Origin of the sequence: Streptomyces sp. AC512_CC834 (genome assembly GCF_019049325.1) — a bacterium.
Lineage (GTDB): Bacteria > Actinomycetota > Actinomycetes > Streptomycetales > Streptomycetaceae > Streptomyces.
Map to the genome: position 1 here is coordinate 120436 of NZ_JAGMUO010000017.1, position 15285 is coordinate 135720.

General features: G+C 71.7%; 17 protein-coding genes. 10 read left to right on the plus strand and 7 right to left on the minus strand.

Features of this window, described 5'->3' with window-relative positions; genetic code table 11:
• Positions 1 to 19 precede the first annotated feature (19 nt).
• From KUM40_RS07255 to KUM40_RS07270, 4 genes are all read right to left on the minus strand, one after another.
• On the minus strand, positions 20 to 862 hold the full coding sequence (locus tag KUM40_RS07255) for an ABC transporter permease (RefSeq protein WP_217164033.1): 843 nt from the start codon (positions 860 to 862) through the stop codon (positions 20 to 22).
• Positions 859 to 1890, minus strand: a complete 1032-nt coding sequence (locus KUM40_RS07260) for an ATP-binding cassette domain-containing protein (protein ID WP_217164035.1) — start codon at positions 1888 to 1890, stop codon at positions 859 to 861. Before KUM40_RS07260 ends, KUM40_RS07255 begins: the two co-directional genes overlap by 4 nt.
• Positions 1891 to 1992: 102 nt before the next feature.
• Complete coding sequence (locus tag KUM40_RS07265; protein ID WP_254394687.1) at positions 1993 to 3474, minus strand: alpha/beta hydrolase; 1482 nt, start codon at positions 3472 to 3474, stop codon at positions 1993 to 1995.
• A 39-nt stretch (positions 3475 to 3513) separates the two neighbouring features.
• Entirely contained in the window at positions 3514 to 4170 is a 657-nt protein-coding gene (locus KUM40_RS07270) for a hypothetical protein (protein ID WP_217164037.1), read from the minus strand.
• Between the two features lie 191 nt (positions 4171 to 4361).
• Between KUM40_RS07270 and KUM40_RS07275 the strand changes: the two genes are divergently transcribed.
• Together KUM40_RS07275 and KUM40_RS07280 are read left to right on the plus strand one after the other, a co-directional pair.
• Entirely contained in the window at positions 4362 to 5564 is a 1203-nt protein-coding gene (locus KUM40_RS07275; RefSeq protein ID WP_217164038.1) for a histidine kinase, read from the plus strand.
• The gene (locus tag KUM40_RS07280) at positions 5565 to 6242 is read left to right on the plus strand and encodes a response regulator transcription factor (RefSeq protein WP_217164039.1); all 678 of its coding nucleotides are present in this window, start codon (positions 5565 to 5567) and stop codon (positions 6240 to 6242) included.
• Positions 6243 to 6363: 121 nt separating this feature from the next.
• Here the strand turns inward: KUM40_RS07280 and panB are convergent, their stop codons facing one another.
• Entirely contained in the window at positions 6364 to 7239 is an 876-nt protein-coding gene (gene panB, locus KUM40_RS07285; RefSeq protein WP_217164041.1) for a 3-methyl-2-oxobutanoate hydroxymethyltransferase, read from the minus strand.
• Positions 7240 to 7547: 308 nt separating this feature from the next.
• Between panB and KUM40_RS07290 the strand changes: the two genes are divergently transcribed.
• Positions 7548 to 8600, plus strand: coding sequence for an endonuclease/exonuclease/phosphatase family protein (locus KUM40_RS07290; protein WP_217164043.1), 1053 nt, complete (start codon positions 7548 to 7550; stop codon positions 8598 to 8600).
• 115 nt (positions 8601 to 8715) lie between these two features.
• Positions 8716 to 9942 carry an MFS transporter gene (locus KUM40_RS07295; RefSeq protein WP_217164045.1) on the plus strand — a complete coding sequence of 409 codons (1227 nt, stop codon included), beginning with the start codon at positions 8716 to 8718 and terminating at the stop codon, positions 9940 to 9942.
• 172 nt (positions 9943 to 10114) lie between these two features.
• Here the strand turns inward: KUM40_RS07295 and KUM40_RS07300 are convergent, their stop codons facing one another.
• Complete coding sequence (locus KUM40_RS07300; protein WP_217164047.1) at positions 10115 to 11647, minus strand: MFS transporter; 1533 nt, start codon at positions 11645 to 11647, stop codon at positions 10115 to 10117.
• 124 nt (positions 11648 to 11771) lie between these two features.
• Here KUM40_RS07300 and KUM40_RS07305 point away from each other — a divergent pair, with 124 nt between their 5' ends.
• The 6 genes from KUM40_RS07305 to KUM40_RS07330 are packed head-to-tail and all read left to right on the plus strand — an operon-like array spanning position 11772 to position 14687.
• Positions 11772 to 12749, plus strand: coding sequence for an Lrp/AsnC family transcriptional regulator (locus KUM40_RS07305; RefSeq protein WP_308401075.1), 978 nt, complete (start codon positions 11772 to 11774; stop codon positions 12747 to 12749).
• Positions 12750 to 12775: 26 nt separating this feature from the next.
• Positions 12776 to 12982: a CopG family transcriptional regulator gene (locus KUM40_RS07310; RefSeq protein ID WP_217164049.1), complete on the plus strand. Its 207-nt coding sequence runs from the start codon at positions 12776 to 12778 to the stop codon at positions 12980 to 12982.
• A 1-nt stretch (position 12983) separates the two neighbouring features.
• Entirely contained in the window at positions 12984 to 13328 is a 345-nt protein-coding gene (locus KUM40_RS07315; RefSeq protein ID WP_217164051.1) for a glyoxalase/bleomycin resistance/extradiol dioxygenase family protein, read from the plus strand.
• Between the two features lie 26 nt (positions 13329 to 13354).
• On the plus strand, positions 13355 to 14212 hold the full coding sequence (locus tag KUM40_RS07320) for a class I SAM-dependent methyltransferase (protein ID WP_217164053.1): 858 nt from the start codon (positions 13355 to 13357) through the stop codon (positions 14210 to 14212).
• Between the two features lie 50 nt (positions 14213 to 14262).
• Positions 14263 to 14484, plus strand: coding sequence for a hypothetical protein (locus KUM40_RS07325; protein WP_217164055.1), 222 nt, complete (start codon positions 14263 to 14265; stop codon positions 14482 to 14484).
• A complete protein-coding gene (locus KUM40_RS07330; protein WP_217164057.1) occupies positions 14481 to 14687 on the plus strand; it encodes a DUF397 domain-containing protein in 207 nt (68 codons plus the stop codon). The genes KUM40_RS07325 and KUM40_RS07330 overlap by 4 nt, the downstream gene beginning before the upstream one ends.
• 137 nt (positions 14688 to 14824) lie before the next feature.
• On the opposite strand, the gene KUM40_RS07335 is transcribed toward KUM40_RS07330, so the two are convergent.
• Complete coding sequence (locus tag KUM40_RS07335; RefSeq protein ID WP_217164059.1) at positions 14825 to 15046, minus strand: hypothetical protein; 222 nt, start codon at positions 15044 to 15046, stop codon at positions 14825 to 14827.
• Positions 15047 to 15285 lie beyond the last annotated feature (239 nt).

Sequence of the window (15285 nt, forward strand, 5' to 3'; positions counted from 1 at the left end):
ACTGCGTACCGTACGAACTTCAGGTCTTCGTACGGAACTTGTGGATGGCGACCGGCGCCATCACCGCCGTGATCGCCACCGACCAGCCGAGCGTGATCCACAGGTCGTGCGCGACCGGTCCGCCCACCATCAGTCCGCGCGCCGAGTCGGCGAGCGTGGACAGCGGGTTGTAGTCGGTGAAGGTCTGCAGCCAGCCGGGCATCGACTGCGTCGGCGCGAAGATCGAGGAGCCGAACTGCAGCGGGAACAGCACCATGAAGCCCATCGCCTGCACGGTCTGCGCGTTCTTCAGGACCACACCCAGGGTGAGGAACACCCACATGATCGACGAGGCGAACACCGCGGACAGACCCACCGCCGCGAACAGCCCGGGCCAGTGGTTGATGTCGAAGCCGACCAGAACGGCGACGATCATCAGCACCGTGGTGGCGAACAGCATCCGCGCCATCTCGACCGCGATCTTCGCGAAGAGCACCGAGCCGCGCCCGATCGGCAGCGACCGGAAGCGGTCCATGACACCGGAGTTGAAGTCCTGGCTGAACCCGGTGCCGACGCTCTGGGACAGCGTCATGCTCATCATCGCGATCATGCCGGGGATCACGTACTGCACATAGCCGTCCTGCCCGCCGCCCAGGGCCTGGCCGATCGACCCGCCGAAGACGTACACGAACAGCAGGGTGAAGACGACCGGCATCAGCAGCGCGTCGAACATCGACTCCGGGTCCTGCCGGATCCACAGCAGGTTGCGGCGGACCAGGGCGCCGGTGTGCCGCATGTGCGCGCGCGGCGTGATCCGGGCGTCGGGTGTGGGAGCCACGGCGGCGGCGGAGGGAGCGGTGGCGGTGGTGGTGGTGGCGCTCATACGGCGACCTCCTCGCGGGCGTCGTCGGTGGCGGGCGCGGGGTCCTGCGGGGCACTGGCGCGGTGGCCGGTGAGCGACAGGAAGACCTCGTCCAGGCTGGGCAGTTCGGTGGTGATGGAGGCGATGGTGATGCCGCGCGAGGTGACCGCGCCGACCACGGCGGTGAGCTGCTCGTCGCTGAGGATCGGCACCAGCACCGCGTCGCGCTGCGTGTCCACCGTGGAGCTGGCGAGCCCGGTGATGCCCAGCTCGTCCAGGAAGGCGGCGAGCGGCCGCAGTTGGAGCGGGTCGGCCGGGCGGACCCGCAGGGTGCGGCCGCCGACCTTGGACTTCAGCGCCTCGATGCCGCCGTTCGCGATGACCTTGCCGCGGTCCACGACGGTCAGCTCGGAGGCGAGCTGCTCGGCCTCCTCCATGTACTGCGTGGTGAGCAGCACGGTGACACCGTCGCCGACCATGCGCTTGACCTCGTCCCACACCTCGTTGCGGGTGCGCGGGTCAAGGCCGGTGGTGGGCTCGTCCAGATACAGCACGGCCGGCTGCCCGATCATGGAGGCGGCCAGGTCGAGACGGCGCCGCATGCCACCGGAGTAGGTGGACGTGGGCCGCTTGCCGGCCTCGGTGAGCGAGAACCGCTCCAGCAGTTCGTCTGCGCGGGCACGCGCGGCCCGGCGGGGCAGGTCGAGCAGCCGGCCGATCATGTAGAGGTTCTCCCAGCCCGGGAGCTTCTCGTCCACGGACGCGTACTGACCGGTGAGCCCGATCACCCGCCGGAGCTGCCGCGGCTGCCGTACGACGTCGTAGCCGGCGACGTGCGCCTGACCGGAGTCGGGTGTGATGAGGGTGGACAGGATGCGGACGAGGGTGGTCTTGCCGGCGCCGTTCGGCCCGAGCACGCCCATCACGGTGCCCTCGCGCACATCCAGGTCGACGCCGTCCAGTGCCTTGGTCTCGCCGTAGTGCTTGACCAGCCCCCGCACGGTGACCGCGCTGTCCGCGGCCGGGGGGATGTCGTCGATTCGCTTCATGTCCCAGACCATGGCAGGGGCCACCGACAAACCTCCGACATCCCTCCGACATTCCTCCGGCATCCCACCGACATCCCTCCGGCAGGGCGCCGTGAGCGTCGCTCAGCCGGAGTGTGGTTCGGCCGGGCAGGCGAGGTCGGTGCGTGGGCGCTCCCCGGTGACCAGGAAGTGCGTCGTCGCGTCGTTGAGGCACCGGTTCTTCAGGAAGAGGTAGGCGAGGTGCCCGCCCTGGTCCGCGGTGATCATCCGGGCCCGCTCACCGAAGGCCGCGCGCAGCGCACGGGCGCCGGACAGCGGCGTCGACGGGTCGCGCAGGTTCTGCACGATCAGCACGTTCGACGGCCCCCGGTCGGTGATCTTCACCGGGGGCTCGAGCGGCTCCGTCGGCCAGAACGCGCAGGGCCAGATGTTCGCCGCCGCCGCGCCGAACATCGGGTGGCGGGCCCGGTCGACCTCGACGTTGCGCTGGTACGTGGCGACCGACTCCGGCCAGTCGCGGTCGTTGCAGAGCACCGCGAGCTGGGAGGCGACGGCGTTGTCGGCCGGCTGCCTGGGCGGCGCCGACGGGGACGCCGGCGGGAGGGGCCCTCCGGTCTCGACGGCACGCCAGATCTCGGCCAGTTCGGGCAGCCACTGGTCCAGGTAGAGCTTCTCGAACGTGACCTTGCGGAACCGCTTGCCGTCGAAGCCGTCCGGCCTCGGCTCCGCGTCCAGCCGGGCGGCGATCTCGAAGTACTTCGCCCTGATCTTCTCCGCCGAGGTCCCGAAGCCGTACTCCGGATGCTCGGACAGGAACTTCGCGAAGTCCGGGAACCTGTCCTCGACCCCCTCCCCGAAGCCGCGGGAGGCCGACGGCCCACTGCCCTTGGGGCCCATCGCACTGTCGAGGACGATCCGGTCGCTGCGGCGCGGGAACAGCGTGGTGTAGACCGCACCGAGATAGGTGCCGTAGGAGATGCCGAGGTAGGAGATCTTCGGCTCGCCCAGCGCCGCGCGGATCCGGTCCATGTCCCGCGCGGTGTTCGCCGTGCTGATGTACGGCAGCAGCGGCGCCGTCGCCGCGGATCCGCACTTCTGGGCGACCCCGGCCGCGTACTCGGCCTGCTCGGCGACGTCGGCCGAGTCCAGCGCGTACTCCGGGATGTTCGACGTCGCCGTCGCCTCACCCTCCAGGCCGCAGGTCACCGGGGTGCTGTGGCCGACCCCGCGCGGATCGAAACCGATCACGTCGTAGGTGTCAAGGACGCTCTGCGGCACGCCGTAGTACTTCAGCACCAACGGGTAGTTCAGGCCCGGTTCGCCCGGCCCGCCCGCGTTCGTCAGCAGCACGCCGCGGCGCTTGTGCGGGTGGGGACTGGCCATCCGCGTGATCGCGAGCTCGATCTTCTCGCCCTCGGGCTCGGCGTAGTCCAGCGGCACCTTGAGCGTGCCGCACTCCAGTCCCGGCAGCGAGGTGCCGTCCGGGCATTCACCCCAGCTCACCTGCTCGGGCGACGCGCTCGGCGCCGTTTGTGCCGAGGCCCCCTGCCCGGCGAGCAGCGCCACCATGACGGTGGCGAGGACGGCGACGAAGAGTTTTCGCATGCGGTACTCCGTAAGTTGTTGGGCGGCGACACAGCGGGGTCAGCCCGCCGCGCCGTCGAGCAGCCGGCTGTAGCGCAGCCGCAGGGCCCGTTCCGTGCTGGCCGTCACGGTGATGAGCCCGAGCACGGTGTTGCCCCAGGCCGGCAGGTCGACGGGCGAGGTGAACGTCCCGACGTGCCGGGAGATGCCGGGCGACGCGGTGAGCTGTTCGGCGAGCTGCGCGACGAGGACGAACAGGGCGACGACGAGCACGCTCGAAGAGAGGAAACCGGTCCCGCGGCTCAGCGCGGGGTGCTTGCGCTCGAAGTGCGCGCGGCGACCCTCGGCGGAGTCGCGGTCCGGGACGAGTTGGTACTCGGCGCCGTCCGCCGTGACGTAGTGGCAGCGCTTGAGTCCGAACGCGCTCTTCCGCACTTCGACGGCGCCGCCCGGGACGGGGAAGACGGCGGGGAGCCTGGACCGGGCGTGTTGTCGGTCGTCCAGATACAGGTGCGCCGTGACGTGGCCGGACGAATCGGTCTTGCCGTGCCTGACGTCGACGGCGTACACCGCCTGCCGTCCGTCGCCGTCGTCCGGCAGCCGGAGGTAGAACAGGGCGCGGAAGGTCATCTGCCACCAGCGGAACCGCTTCAGCGCTCGTCCGTCGCCGGGCGTGACCCGCTTCAGGGCCCTGCGACGCCGTGTGTCCTCGAACATGCCTGCCACTCCCTCCGCCGGCCCGGATGTCCCGGCACCCGAACGAGTCTGTCGGCGCGGTGCGGCCGTGACGTCAGCCCGGCGGACCGAGCCGTCCCCGACCCAGGGCGAGGTGGTGATTCGACTTGGGTCGAAGGCGTATCGGCCTGTGGTCTGACCCGTCGGGCGCACGGTTTCGCGACAATGGCCGGGTGAACATCGACCTCGCCCCACGACTCGGGTGGTGGCAGCAGACCTGGCGGCTGACGGCGGCCGCGGCCGTGGGCTCAGTGGCCTGGCTCGCCACCGGTGTGCTGCTCGCGCGGGAGCACCCGGCCGGACCGGGCTCCTGGTTCCTCGTCGGGGATCCGCTGGTGGCCCTCGGCTGCCTGACGGCGCTGCTGTGGCGGCGGAGACTCCCGCTCGCCGTCGCCACGGCGGTCACGATCGCCTCGGCCGCGTCGACGCTCGCCACCGGCGCCGCGCTCGTGGCCCTGGGGTCGGTCGCCACCCGTCGGCGCCCGGTGGAGACCGGTGTCGTCGTGGTGGCCTACGTGGCCGCGTCGCAGTTCGCCGTCGCGTTCTACTCGGTCGCCAGCCCGCCCGACTCGTGGTGGATCCGGCTGTCGTTCCCGGCACTGACCGCGGGCATCGCGGTGGCCGTGGGCACGGCCGTCGGCGCGCGGCGGGTCGAAGTGCGGTCCCTGCGGGAGCGGGCGGAGAGCGCGGAACGGGAACAGACCGCGCGAGCCGCGCAGGCGCGGGCCCTGGAACGCAACCGGATCGCCCGCGAGATGCACGACGTGCTCGCGCACCGGATCTCCCTGGTCGCCATGCAGGCCGGAGTGCTGGATCACCGCGGCGACCTCGGGGCCGAGGAGAGCCGCGTGCTGGTCCGCGGCATCGCCGAGGGCTCCCACCAGGCGTTGGAGGAACTGCGGGACGTCCTCGGTGTGCTCCGGGCCGACCCGGGTGTGCCGGAACCGCCCCAGCCCTCCATCGAGCGCATCCCCGACCTGGTGGCCGACGCCCGCACCTCCGGGCTGGACGTCACGCTCACCACGACCGTGACGGGCACCCCGCCCGACGTCGCCGGACGGACCTGCTACCGGGTCGTCCAGGAAGGACTGACCAACGCCGCCAAACACGCCCCCGGCGCCCGCGTCCACATCACCCTGGAGGGAGAGACGGGCGGCGAACTCGGTGTCGGCGTCCGCAATTCCCCGGCCACCGCGACGGCCGCGACGGCCGCGACGACCGCACACCCACCGGCGTCGGGATTCGGCCTGCTCGGCCTCACCGAACGGGTCGACCTGGCCGGCGGCAGCCTCAGCCACCACCCCGCACCCGACCACGGATACGTCCTCACCGCACAACTGCCCTGGCCGAACCCCACCCACGAAAAGAGAACCTGAGTGGACAGCGAGCGCAAGCCGGTGCGTGTCGTCGTCGTCGACGACGAACAACTGGTGCGCATGGCATTGCGGCTCGTCATCGACGGCGAACCGGACCTGACCGTCGTCGCCGAGGCGGCCGACGGGGACACCGCGCTCACCGTGGTGGCGGAGCACCGGCCGGACGTCGTGCTGATGGACGTACGGATGCCCGGCCGCGACGGTCTCAGCGCGACCCGGGAACTCCTCGCCCGGCCGGCGCCGCCGCGGGTGCTGATCCTGACCACGTTCGACTCCGACGATCTCGTGCTCGGCGCCCTGCGCACCGGAGCGCTCGGGTTCGTCCTGAAGGACACCCAGCCCCCGCGGCTGCTGGAAGCGGTGCGTGCCGTCGCCGACGGCAACCCCGTGCTCTCCCCGGCGGCCACCGCACGGGTGATCGCCGCGGCCACCGGCCCGCAGTCCTCCCACGCCCGCACGTCGTCGCGCGAAGCCGCGCGCGGCCGGCTGGCCGCGCTGACCGAACGGGAACTCGACACCGCGCGGGCCATCGCGGACGGCCTGGGCAACCCGGAGATCGCCCGGCGGCTGCACATCGGCGTCGCGACCGTCAAGGCGCACACGGGCAGCCTGTTCGCCAAGCTGGCGGTCGAGAACCGGGTCCAGATCGCACTCCTGGTCCGCGACGCGGAGCAATGACGGGCCGAGGAATGACGGCCGAGGAATGACGGGCGGAGCAATGACGGGCGGCGGGTGCGGGGAGCCGCCGGCCCCGCCGACGGGGGATGATCGGCGGGGCCGGGGGTCGTACCGCGATGGCTCAGTGGACGGCGTGCTCCTCCTGCGGGAACGTTCCGCCGACGACGTCCTCGGCGTACGCCTTCGCCGCGTCGCCCATGACCTTGCGCAGGTCGGCGTACTGCTTGACGAACTTCGGCATCCGGCCGCCGGTCAGCCCGAGCATGTCGGTCCACACCAGCACCTGCGCGTCCGTGTCCGGACCCGCCCCGATCCCGACCGTCGGGATGTGCAGCGTCCGCGTCACCTCGGCGGCCAACTCGGCCGGCACCAGCTCCAGGACGACCGCGAAGGCGCCCGCGTCCTGCACCGCCTTGGCGTCGCGCAGCAACTGCTGGGCCGCCTCCTCGCCCCGGCCCTGCACCCGGTAACCCATGGCGTTGACGGACTGCGGGGTGAGGCCGATGTGCGCCATCACCGGGATGCCGGACTCGACGAGCAGCCGGATCTGCTCGTGCGACCGCTCACCGCCCTCCAGCTTGACCGCCCCGACCCCCGCCTCCTTCACCAGCCGGGTCGCCGAGCGCAGCGCCTGCACCGGGCCCTCCTGGTAGGAACCGAAAGGCAGGTCGCCCACGATCAGGGCGCGGGCGGTGCCCCGTACGACGGCGGCCGAGAGCATCGTCATCTCGTCCAGGGTGACGGGCACGGTGGTCTCGTAGCCGAGGTGGCAGTTGCCCGCGGAGTCGCCGACGAGCATGACCGGGATGCCGGCCTCGTCGAAGACGGACGCGGTCATCGCGTCGTACGCGGTGAGCATGGGCCACTTCTCGCCGCGCTCCTTGGCGGCGGCGATGTCCCGGACGGTGATACGACGGTTGCTCTTGCCCCCGTACAGCGCCCTGCTCCCGTCGGAGGGGGTGCGCTGCGGCGTCTGGGCAGCCGAAAGCTGCGTCATGGCAACGGCTCCTTCATGTCATCTCGAGGCGCCCTCACGGCGTCCCCGGATCCCTTCCATGGTGGCACCTTCGGCCGCCCGACGGCTAGGGGACCCTCGTCACGTGTCGTTGTACGACCCATGGGGTGAAATGTGATCGTTCTGTCACAGAGTGGCCAGTGCCGACGGTGTGGGGAACTCCGCACGGTGACTCGTACGTCCTGGTGCCCGTACGGCCGTCGAGGGACGGCGGGATCGGCAGCGATCATCCCCTATGGTGCTGAGTCACAGGGGGCGACGGTGGGCACGGCAGGCAGTGAGGCAACGGTATGGCGCAGCAGGCGTACATGACGGAGACGGACAACGGCGGCTCGGATCCCGAGCGTCGCGAGACCCGGATTCGGCGCCTGTTCGACCGGGTGGTCAACGGCTGGCGCGGTGACCGGCGGATCTGGACCCGGGGCCTGGTCACCGCCGCGGTCGCGCTGATTTTGGCCGTCACCATGGCGGCCCACTCGCACGTCCCGAACGCCATCGGCAACCTCGGCAGCCTCACGGAGACCTTCCTGCCGTGGCTCGGCCTGCTGATCCCGGTCCTGCTGCTGATCGCCCTCGTCCGCAAGTCGGCGACGGCGCTGATCGCGCTGATCCTGCCGGTGAGCGTGTGGCTGAACCTCTTCGGCGGCCTGTTCTTCGCCAAGGCCGCCCCCGGCGGCGACCTCACGGTGGCCACGCACAACGTCAACGCCGACAACGCCGACCCGGCGGGCACCGCCCGCGCGGTGGCCGCCGCCGGCGCGGACGTGCTGGCCCTGGAGGAACTGAAGGCGTCCGCCGTACCGACGTACGAGAAGGCGCTGGAGGCGAAGTACCCGCACCACGCGGTCGTCGGCACCGTCGGGCTGTGGAGCAAGTACCCGATCAGCGGGGTGAAGGCCGTCGACATCGAGCTGGGCTGGAAGCGCGCGATGCGCGCCACCGTCGCCACCCCGTCCGGGCCGATCGCCGTGTACGTCGCCCACCTGCCCTCCGTACGGGTGAAGCTGGAGGCCGGTTTCACCGCCCGGCAGCGGGACAAGAGCGCCAACGCCCTCGGCGCGGCCATCGGCGACGAGAAGCTGCCCCGCAAGATCCTGCTCGGCGACCTCAACGGCACCATGAACGACCGCTCGCTCACCGCGATCACCTCCCAGCTACGCTCCCCGCAGGGTGCCGTGGGCAGCGGCTTCGGCTTCAGTTGGCCGGCGTCCTTCCCGATGGCCCGCATCGACCAGATCCTGGTCACCGGCGTCGAACCCATGACGAGCTGGACCCTCCCGGCGACCGGCAGCGACCACCTTCCGATCGCCGCGCGTGTGAAGGTCGACACAACGGCTTCCTAGAATTCGTCCGCGGAATACTTGCCCTGAGAGTCTTTGTTCCGTACGGGAACATAAAGTCGCCCTCGCGTACTCCCTCACCCGTACGGAACCCCGCTCTCGAAAGGCGAGACCCCTCATGCCCCTGGCCCTGCTCGCCCTTGCCGTAGGTGCCTTCGGCCTCGGGACCACCGAGTTCGTGATGATGGGCCTGCTGCCCGACGTCGCGGACGACCTGGGCATCTCCATCCCCACCGCGGGTCATCTCGTCTCCGCCTACGCGCTCGGCGTCGTCATCGGCGCCCCGCTGCTTGCGGCGGCGACCACGCGGATGTCACGCCGGGCCGTCCTCATCGCCCTCATGGCGCTCTTCGTGCTCGGCAACGCCCTGTCGGCCCTCGCGCCCGGCGAGATCTCCCTGCTGGCCGCCCGCTTCGTCAGCGGCCTGCCGCACGGCGCCTTCTTCGGCGTAGGCGCGGTCGTCGCCACCGGCATGGTCGCCCCGGAACGCAGGGCCCGCTCCGTCTCCCTGATGTTCCTGGGCCTCACCGTCGCCAACATCGTGGGCGTCCCCGCGGCCACCGCCATGGGCCAGCAGTTCGGCTGGCGGGCCACCTTCCTCGGCGTGAGCGCGATCGGCGCGGCGGCGATAGCGGCCCTGGCCGCCCTGATCCCGCGCGAGAACGCCCCCGCCCCCACCACGGGCCTGCGCGGCGAACTGGCCGCCCTGCGCTCCCTGCCCGTCTGGCTGGCGCTCGGCACGACGGTCGCCGGCTTCGGCGCGCTCTTCGCCGCGTACAGCTACATCACGCCGATGCTCACGGACGCCGCCGGCTTCGCCGAGACGAGCGTGACCCTGCTCCTTGCCCTCTTCGGCGTCGGCGCCACCGCGGGCAACCTGCTCGGCGGACGCCTGGCCGACCACTCCCTGCGCGGCACCCTCTTCGGCGGGCTCGCGTCCCTGGTCGTGGTCCTCGCCCTCTTCCCCCTCCTGATGCGTACGCCGGTCACGGCGGCCGTGTCGGTGGCCCTCCTCGGCATGGCGGCCTTCGTCACCGGCTCGCCCCTCCAGCTCATGGTCATGGAGAAGGCCGCCGCGGCCCCCTCCCTGGCCTCCTCCGCCAACCAGGCCGCCTTCAACCTGGCCAACGCCGGCGGCGCCTGGATCGGCGGCCTCGCCCTCGCGGCGGGCTTCGGCACCACCTCCCCGGCGGCGGCGGGCGCGGGCCTGGCGGTCCTCGGCCTGGCGGTCGCGGGCACGGCGTACGCGGTGGACCGGCGCCGGGTCGCCGCCGCTCCGGCCACGGGTCGCGAACGCGTGGTCGCGGGGCACGTGCCGGAGGCGGTGGAGTCGGTACGGCGGTGACGGTGTCGGGGGTGCGGCGGTGCTGGTGCCGACGGTGCGGCGGTGACGGTGTCGGGGGTGCGGCGGTGACGGTGCTGGGGGTGCGGCGGTGACCGTACCGACGGTGCGGTCGTGACGGTGCCGGGGGCGTGGTGACGCCCCCGGCACCTCTGCCCGTATGCGGCGCGCCCGGCTAACTCGACGCCGGGACGGCCGCGGTGGGTTCCTCCGTGGCACCGTCCGCCGCCGGGCTCTTCGAGCGGCGGGTGAGCCAGAACACGAGGGCGGCGCAGGCCGTCGCGAGGGCGCCCGCGCTCAGCGCGAGGGTGTTGTGGCCGGTGGCGAACACGGCGTGCAGGGAGTCCTGGAGGGCCTCCCGCTGCCCGGCCGGGGCGGCATCGAGCAGCGCGTCGGCTCCGCCGCCGGACAACACCCGCGCGGTGCCGTCCGGATCGGCGACCCGCCCGTTCAGGGAGTGGGCCATGCTGGAGACGGCCAGGGTGCCGAAGACGGCGACGCCGAAGGCGTATCCGAGCTGCTCGAAGGTGCTGTACGTGCCGGAGGCCATGCCGGCCCGCTCGGCCGGGACGGAACCCAGGGCGAGGGCCGCGGCGACCTGGAAGACCAGCCCCATGCCGACGCCGCTCAGGGCCAGGCCGCCGACCAGGACGGGCCAGCCGGAGTCGGGGCCCAGGAAGCCCTCGATCCCGACGCCGAGCCCGGCCAGGAACAGACCGAGCGTGGCACCCACGCGAGGCGAGGGCCGGGGCACGAACCGTCCGCTCAGCACCGCCACCGCGGCCGCGGCCAGCGCATGGGGCAGGACCACCAGGCCGGCGCCGACGGGGGAGAGGTGCTGGACCGACTGCAGCCAGATCGAGGTGTAGGGCAGGATCCCGTACACCGCTCCCTCACCGACGGCGATCGTGATCATCGCGGCGGTGAACGCCCGGTGCCGGAACAGCGACAGATCCAGCAGCGGATGCGTACTGCGCCGCTGCACCGCGACGAAGCCCGCGAACGCCGCCCCCGCCACGGCCAGCGGCACCAGCGTGCCCGCCGAGCCCCAGCCGTGGGTGTGGGATGCGGTCAGCGCGTAGACGAACCCGCCCGCGCCGAGCGCGAAGAGCACCATGCCGGGCAGGTCAGGACGGCGTGCGGAGTCCCGGGCGGGGATGGAACGGGGGATGTGGCGGAAGGTCATGGCCAGGGCGAGGACGGTGACCGGAACGTTGACGTAGAAGATCCACCGCCAGTCCAGGGCCTGGGTGAGCAGCCCGCCCAGGATCGGACCGAGCGCGGAGGCGCTGGAGGCGACCGCCGCCCAGATCCCGAAGGCGAGCCCGAGCCGCCGCCCCGAGTAGAGGGTGCTGATCAGGGAGAGAGTGGTGGTGAACATCGCCGCGGCCCCCACGCCCTGCACCAGACGGGCCGCGATTAGCCACCCCATGTCCGGGGAGAGTGCGCAGACCACCGAGGCGAGCGCGAACACGACCAGTCCCGCCACGTAGACGCGCCGCCGCCCGTGCAGGTCGGCGAGCATGCCCACCCCGAGCAGGGCGGCGGCCACCGCGAGGGCGTAGCCGTCGGCGACCCACTGCAGTTGCGAGAGCGAGGAGCCCAGGGACTCCGACATGGACGGCAACGCGACCAGCACGATGGTGACATCGACGAGCAGCATGAACGTGCCCAGACAGACGGCGGCCAACGGCCCCCAGATACGCATGACACAGGCTCCCGGAGAGATGAGGCGGGACGACAAGGACCCGCCCACTGTGCTGGCCGTCGCGCGGGGCACCCAGCCATAGGCTCGGCCATGCAAACTTCCGGCTCAGAAACGAGGCACGGCGGTGGATTCCGGCGCCCTGGACCAACTCCCGCAACTCGACCCGCAACTCGACCCGCAACTCCTCGAGGCACTCCAGCTCGACGGCCGCACCCCCTTCAGCCGCCTCGCCCGCCGACTGGACGTCTCCGAACGCACCGTCGCCCGCCGCTACCAGCGCCTGCGTTCGCTCGGTCTGCGCATCGTCGGCCAGCCGGTGCCCGACCGCCTGGGTCTGATCCGCTGGCTGCTGCGGCTGCGCTGCACCCCCGACGCGGCCGGCACCATCGCCGAGGCCCTGGCCCGCCGCCCCGACACCACCTGGGTCACCCTCGCCTCCGGCGGCACCGAGCTGTACTGCGCCGTGAACACCCGCAGCGCCGACGAGCGCAACGCCCTGCTCCTGCAGAAACTCCCCCGCACCCCGCACGTCCTGTCGGTCAGCGCGCACTGCATGATGCGGATCTTCGTCGGCACCACCAGCACCTGGCACGCCACCCGCTTCCACCCCGCCGCCCCCGCGGTGGATTCCGGCGCTCAGGCCGTCCCCCTGACCCTGGACGCCACCGACCGGGTCCTCTTCGCCGAGCTGGCCCGGGACGGCCGCGCCACCCTGCCCGAACTCGCGCGGGCCACCGGGCGCTCACCCTCCAGCGTCCAGCGCCACCTCGACCGGCTCCGCACCGAAGGCGCCCTGAGCCTCTCCGTCGACTTCGACCCGGAGCTGCTCGGCTACCGCATGGCCACCCAGCTCTGGCTCAACGTGGCCCCCGCCCACCTGCGCACCGTCGGCGAGACCCTCGCCACCCACCCCGCGATCGCCTTCGCCGCCGCCATCACCGGCACCTCCAACCTGGTCGCCTCCGGGGTCTTCCGCACCCCCGCCGACCTCTACGACTACATCGACCGGCACATCGGCCCCCTGCCGGGCATCCAGAGCATCGAAACGGCCCCCACCCTGCGCGAGGTCAAACGCCTCGCACCGGCACTCCCTCCTGGCTAGGCCATTAGTTTGCTAGCATCGATCCCGTGGGCGACGACGAGAGTGTGAAGCAGTTCAACGTGTACCTGCCGATCGGGTTGATCAAGCAGGTCAAACACCGTGCCATCGAGTCGGAGCTGTCACTGTCGGCCCTGGTGGCCGACGCGCTGCGCGCCTATCTCGACGGCTCCCGCACGGAGTCCGAGCAGCCGCCCGGGCAACCACCCGGGCAACCGACCGACAAGGAGAGCTGACATGACGACCGAAGGCATCGAGGCCGTGTTCCTGGAGACCCACAACTGGGGCAAGGCGGCCAAGTTCTGGCAGGGCCTCGGGTACGAGCTGGAGTTCGCGACGGACCACGCCTCCGGCCAACTGCGCAACGGCGACGGCCCCTACCTCTTCATCGCCGAGGTCCCCGAGGACAAGGAGCCCGAGGTCCGGGTCGTACTGAAGGTGTCCGACGCGGACGCCTTCAGCCCGGCCCCCGGTGTCGAGGTGGTCTCCCCGTTCGAGGACACCCACTTCGGGACCAGGGAGATGACCGTCCGCGACCCCGACGGACGCCTGTGGAGCCTCCAGGCCCCGGCCCGGAACTGATCACCCGACCTGAAGAAAGGGGCCCCATGCCCGACGAACGAACGGCGGAACCGGACGACACGGCCGTGCGGGTGGCCCTGTGGCGGGCCCTGCACGTCCAGGTCGACCCGCCGCCTCACGTGATCGAGGACGAGATCGGCCTGCGGCTGGCCGACCCCGGCGACGACTGGCGCCGCCGCGGGGACATGGACCCGGCCGCGACGAGCTGGTTCCGCGCCGCGATCGTGGCCCGGGCCCGCTTCGTCGAGGACCTGGTCGTCGAGCGGGCCGCACAGGGAGTCGCCCAGTACGTCGTCCTGGGCGCCGGCCTGGACACCTTCGCCCAGCGCAGACCGGACATCGCCTCCCGCCTCCGCGTCTTCGAGGTCGACCGGCCCGGCCCGCAGGCCTTCAAGCGCCGCCGCCTGACCGAACTGGGCCTCGGCGTCCCGGACCGGCTCAGCCTGGTCCCGGTCGACTTCGAGGCGGGCGAGTCCTGGTGGGACCGGCTCGCGGCCGCCGGCTTCGACCCGGACCGGCCGGCGGTGGTGGCTTCCACCGGCGTCGCCATGTACCTCACCAAGGAGGCGAACGCCGCCACGCTGCGCGGGATCGCCTCGCTGGCCCCGGGCTCCACACTGGCCATGACCTTCCAACTGCCCCCGGAGCACCTCGAACCGGAGCGCCAGACCCAACTCCGGGCCGCGCGCAAGGGCGCCGGAGCGGCCAGCACCCCCTTCCTCAGCTTCTTCACCCCACCCGAGATGCTGACCATGGCCCGCGACGCCGGCTTCAAGGACGCCCGGCACGTGACGGCCGCGATGCTCAACGAGCGTTACTTCGCCGACCGTACGGACGGCCTCGGCACGACGAGCGGCGAGGAGATGCTGGTGGCGACCACCTGACCTTCCCGTGGGCCCCGCGGGTCCCGTGGGGAGGGCCGACCGCTCAGGCGGTGCGGCGCCGCAGCGCGGACGCCACCGGCACCACCGTGCCGAGTACCGCCAGCATCGCCGAGACGGCCGTGACCGCCCCGACGACTTGTTCGGCGGTCGGCTCGTCACGGATCCTCGGCAGTTTGCGAGTTTTCGAACTGCGCTATGGCAGTATCCGGGCCGAGGCATTGCCCAGCGGGGAGTCAGTGGCCTTCATCGAACAACTGCTGGGGGAGACATGAGTCGCAAGGACACATCCGGACACCTCGCCGACCTGGCCTGGTTCAAGAGCAGCTACAGCGATACCAGCAACCCCAGCGGCTGTGTAGAGGTAGCGATAGCCCCCGCCACCATCCACGTCCGCGACTCCAAGCGCCCCGACGGCCCCCGCCTCGCCGTCACTCGGGCGGCGTGGACGGGGTTCGTGGGGCCCCGAACGCGGTGAGATGCTGTTGACGAATCCCGTAGCGGTCGGTGTTTGGACAGTCTGTCCCGGCAGAAGCGCCACTTTGGCGGCGTGTCGCCGGGACACACTGTCCAATCATGAGCCCCGGACCACGGGGGGTGCGCTTGGGGCGCGGCTCAGACGCGGGTGGTGTGCGTCTCAGCGCTGCCGAGCCCTGCGGAGGCGCCGAAGCCCGCGCTGACGGCGAAGGGGCCGGACTCCACGTAGAGACCGGCGCCGACGGCACCGTCGGCCGCTATGACGGCTGCGCCGGCGTTGAGGCCGACGTGGCCGCCGGACACCTGGTCCAGGTCAGCGTCGGAGAGTTCAGCCGTTTCGACCTGGGGGACGAGGTTCATTGCAGGTCATTCCCTTCGTGTGAGCGAAAGCGGAGCGGTGAGGCACGCATACCCGGCATTCGGGCGGCGTGCCGCACACCGATCAAAGCACGGCGTTGAACGGCCAGCCCTCGGCACGCATGTGACGGCTGCTCACCGGCGGCGGAGCAATGCTCAAGACCTGTGGATCAGCCCCGGGCGGGGACGCGGAGGCGTACCTTCCCGAATGATCCTTTGATGGTCACCGAGTAGGCCCGCGT

Coding starts and splice junctions, on each gene's coding strand:
- KUM40_RS07255 (WP_217164033.1), bottom strand. CDS start 862: ATGAGCGCCACCACCACCACCGCCACCGCTCCCTCCGCCGCCGCCGTG.
- KUM40_RS07260 (WP_217164035.1), bottom strand. CDS start 1,890: ATGAAGCGAATCGACGACATCCCCCCGGCCGCGGACAGCGCGGTCACC.
- KUM40_RS07265 (WP_254394687.1), bottom strand. CDS start 3,474: ATGCGAAAACTCTTCGTCGCCGTCCTCGCCACCGTCATGGTGGCGCTG.
- KUM40_RS07270 (WP_217164037.1), bottom strand. CDS start 4,170: ATGTTCGAGGACACACGGCGTCGCAGGGCCCTGAAGCGGGTCACGCCC.
- panB (WP_217164041.1), bottom strand. CDS start 7,239: ATGACGCAGCTTTCGGCTGCCCAGACGCCGCAGCGCACCCCCTCCGAC.
- KUM40_RS07290 (WP_217164043.1), top strand. CDS start 7,548: ATGGCGCAGCAGGCGTACATGACGGAGACGGACAACGGCGGCTCGGAT.
- KUM40_RS07295 (WP_217164045.1), top strand. CDS start 8,716: ATGCCCCTGGCCCTGCTCGCCCTTGCCGTAGGTGCCTTCGGCCTCGGG.
- KUM40_RS07300 (WP_217164047.1), bottom strand. CDS start 11,647: ATGCGTATCTGGGGGCCGTTGGCCGCCGTCTGTCTGGGCACGTTCATG.
- KUM40_RS07315 (WP_217164051.1), top strand. CDS start 12,984: ATGACGACCGAAGGCATCGAGGCCGTGTTCCTGGAGACCCACAACTGG.
- KUM40_RS07320 (WP_217164053.1), top strand. CDS start 13,355: ATGCCCGACGAACGAACGGCGGAACCGGACGACACGGCCGTGCGGGTG.
- KUM40_RS07330 (WP_217164057.1), top strand. CDS start 14,481: ATGAGTCGCAAGGACACATCCGGACACCTCGCCGACCTGGCCTGGTTC.
- KUM40_RS07335 (WP_217164059.1), bottom strand. CDS start 15,046: ATGAACCTCGTCCCCCAGGTCGAAACGGCTGAACTCTCCGACGCTGAC.